Source organism: Pedobacter sp. N36a (assembly GCF_014472395.1).
Taxonomy (GTDB): Bacteria; Bacteroidota; Bacteroidia; order Sphingobacteriales; family Sphingobacteriaceae; genus Pedobacter.
In genome coordinates this window covers 1-2,663 of the sequence record NZ_JACSZW010000031.1, presented here as the reverse complement: position 1 = coordinate 2,663, position 2,663 = coordinate 1, and the positions used below count along the sequence as shown (strand labels likewise).

Annotated in this window: 2 protein-coding genes; both read left to right on the top strand. The window is 33.6% G+C overall.

Annotated elements, in window-relative coordinates; translation table 11 throughout:
* Positions 1 to 298 precede the first annotated feature (298 nt).
* Complete coding sequence (locus tag H9X96_RS22330; RefSeq protein WP_187668415.1) at positions 299 to 766, top strand: hypothetical protein; 468 nt, start codon at positions 299 to 301, stop codon at positions 764 to 766.
* Positions 759 to 1,886 carry a hypothetical protein gene (locus H9X96_RS22325; protein ID WP_187668414.1) on the top strand — a complete coding sequence of 376 codons (1,128 nt, stop codon included), beginning with the start codon at positions 759 to 761 and terminating at the stop codon, positions 1,884 to 1,886. Before H9X96_RS22330 ends, H9X96_RS22325 begins: the two co-directional genes overlap by 8 nt.
* The last annotated feature ends 777 nt before the right edge of the window (positions 1,887 to 2,663 follow it).

The following is a 2,663-nucleotide window of genomic DNA, read 5'->3' as shown; positions in this document are numbered from 1 at the left end:
GAACCACCTAAGCTGGAACCCAATACCAGCATACAAGGGATTCTTTTTTGAATAATCCTTAAAATGCGATTATTTCAATCCATCCTAAGCCTTTTTACAAAAACATTAAACGTTTAGGACACTATTGATCCAGAATCTAAATTTGAGAATATCAATTTTGAAGGGGGAAGCGGTTTAGAAAAAATCAAGAAGATTTTGACAATTGATCTCAATATTAAAGAATATCACTTGGATTTTATTATCGACCAAGAAAATGTCGAGGTCAAACTAAGTATGAGAGTAACTATAAAGATAGTAAATGATGAAAAAAATTAAAATTTTGCTTATAGAAGATGACAGAAAGAAGAGCGATGACATAGTTAACTATATCGTTACTAACTTTCCTAATTCTTCTATAGAACTGAAGGAGTCATATCATAGTGGTCTAAAATCTCTTATTAAGGATAGTTATGATTTGCTTTTATTAGATATGAGTATGCCCACTTGGGATAGATCCCCTGTCGAAAACGGTGGCGATTATGAAAAATTTGGGGGAATCAAAATTCTTAAAGAATTGGGTAGAAAGAAACGGCTTCTTCCAACTATTCTCATTACGATGTTTGATAATTTTGGTGAGAGTGACAATAGTATAACGCTTGATCAGATGGATGCAGTTCTCAAAAGTGATTACAATGAAGCGTATGTTGGGTCAGTCTTCTATAGGTCTGATATTTCACAGTGGGAGAATGATTTAAATCTGTTGATGAGTAAAATTCAAAATGATTAATATTCTAATTGTCGACGATGACATCGATAAAATCGCCAAAGTTATCTCATGTATAAGAGACAAGTTTGAAGATTTTAGCATTGAAACTGCTGTTGATGCTTTTACAGCTCAACGAAAATTGGTTAGCAAAAAATTTGAAATGCTGATATTAGACTTACACTTGCCTTTTAGAACAGGAGATTTAGCTACGAATGATGGAGGGAAGATACTTTTGGGCGAAATTTACAGAAATTTTAAAATCAAATCACCAGAATATATAATCGGCCTTACTCAATTTTCAGAAAGTTCCATTAGTTTTTCGAAGATATGGAACGTTATAGAATATGATCCAAATAAATTAGATTGGCACGAGCCAATGGTCGAAATTATTTCCCATATATTAAAATGCAAGAGAAATAGCTCTAGTGCTGTTATAAAAACAGAGACACTTTTTGTTGAGGGCGACACAGATAGGCGTATTATTACCGATGCGTTGAAACTATTTTACCCACAGTTTTTTGAAAAAGTTATTATCAAAAGTTGCGGTGGCGCTACATTTGTAGGAAGAGAAGCGATTATTTGGGGGAAATCTTTAGCGAAAAATGCCGATGGCGTCTATATAAAAGCAGTGGCATTATTGGATGGCGATGAAGCGGGTGATGATGCCAAAAAAGAAATTGATAGAGTGATTTTTAAGGATTCCGCTGAATCAAAGACCTTTAAAGTATTACAATTAAGCAAAAAATTAACAAAACATATCATTCCTCTGTATAGTAAAGGACTTTTGATTCCAATTACTTTTGAGGAACTATTTGTTTCTAGTTATTGGCAACATGCAGAAAGTATGGATTGGTTAGAAAAAAGGCAATCTTTAGATAATCTTTTGGCTAATCCGAAGTCATGGGATAAGTTTAATATCTCGTTAAAAGAATATATAACTAGCTTAGAACTTTCAGAGAATGAGATTCAATATACACTAAAATTCAAAAAGGAAAAGAAAGAAGCCTTTTGCAAGTATATCATTGGCTTACCAGAGGAGCAGCGTAAAGAAGCATATCAAAATATCAAATACATGCTTGATGAAGTCCTTGTGACATTATCGCTATTAACACCTGAAAAATCTGTTAAAGTTGCTTCTTAAGCAACTTTAACAGATTTAAATTCGATATATAACAATATTTTAAATTAGTTATTACTGAGTAAGCCAAAAAAATTATTAAAATGTAAGCTAAAAAATACTGACAAAAAGGTGATTGATTTGGTGAGTCGCTTTTAAAAATCTTCCCCGATAGTCATAAACACTGATTTTTAAACGAAGTTCACATCCCAGCGGATCATATTAATGAATTTAAAACATTCAGTTTTCAGCCAGCATTTTTTCTGTTATTTAAAACTTTGATTACAATACATTTAAACCTAATTTTGATTCATAGCATTTGCAGTTATAAAAGAAATTAAGAAGGGTGAGTGATTCGGTGAGTCAATAATCACAAACCATCCAGACACCATATTAAAGCGGGATTTTAACCCTGGGTACAGTTCCCCCACTCTCCGCTTAAGGGGACTGGACTAATTTCCCGAGAGGGTTGCTCTACAAAGAGCAACCCTTTTTCTTTAAGTATCAATAAGGTACAGTCAAATTCCAGATTAATGAAAAGTGTTCTAAACACCCTTTCTTATAATGTTAGTCCCTGTTTGAACACCTCGTTAACAATCGCATGTTTCTGGCCCAACGAAGAATCCTTATCAACCTGTGGCAAATTCAATAAGTAAGGCATTAACAACAATTCCGGATCAAGCGGAATTCTTGGGGGGAAGGAAGTTTAAGCATAGATTTTAGAAAGTCTGAACAGAAAGAATTTGACATCTCTTACGCCCCTGGAAGTAGCCCTGAAAGCTTTCACTTTTGCATTGAAAG